Raw genomic sequence first — 655 nt, 5'->3', positions numbered from 1 at the left:
GGATCGCGCCGCTGAAGGCCTACTGTACGGGTCTCCTCCTGCCGGGTGCTCGCAAGAGCATCGAGCCGATGGCGGCCCGGATCGCGCCAGCGCGTGTCCAGGCCACCCATCAGGCGATGCATCACTTCGTGGCCAAGGGCCAATGGTCGGACGAGGCTTTGCTGGCCCGGGTACGCAGCGAAGTCCTGCCGCTGATCGAGCGTCAGGATTCGATCCAGGCCTGGATCGTCGACGATACGGGTTTTCCCAAGAAAGGCCGCCACTCGGTCGGGGTGGGACGGCAATACTGCGGTCAGATCGGCAAGCAGGACAATTGCCAGGTTGCCGTGACCCTCTCGGTGGCCAACACCCAGGCCAGTCTGCCGGTGGCCTATCGCCTCTACCTGCCAGAAGCCTGGACCCAGGATGCCGAGCGGCGCAACAAGGCTGGCGTGCCCGAGGATATCGGCTTCCGGACCAAGCCGGAGATCGCGCTGGATCAGATCCGAGCAGCCTTGGCCGATGGGGTGCCACCCGGCCTCGTTCTGGCAGATGCCGGATACGGGATCGACACGGCCTTCCGCACGGCGCTGACGGCGTTGGGCTTGTCCTACAGTGTGGGTGTTCAGTCCTCGACGAGCCTGTGGCCTCCCGGAACGGCACCCCTGCCGCCCAA

1 protein-coding gene is annotated in these 655 nt (G+C 66.0%); it reads left to right on the top strand.

Features of this window, described 5'->3' with window-relative positions; all coding sequences use genetic code 11:
• Nucleotides 1-655: IS701 family transposase (locus FV242_RS34075; protein WP_147942051.1), on the top strand; the 655-nt coding region annotated here is incomplete at both ends.

The sequence above is a fragment of the Methylobacterium sp. WL64 genome, from assembly GCF_008039945.1.
Classification (GTDB): Bacteria; Pseudomonadota; Alphaproteobacteria; order Rhizobiales; family Beijerinckiaceae; genus Methylobacterium.
This window is presented reverse-complemented; position numbering and strand designations above follow the sequence as displayed.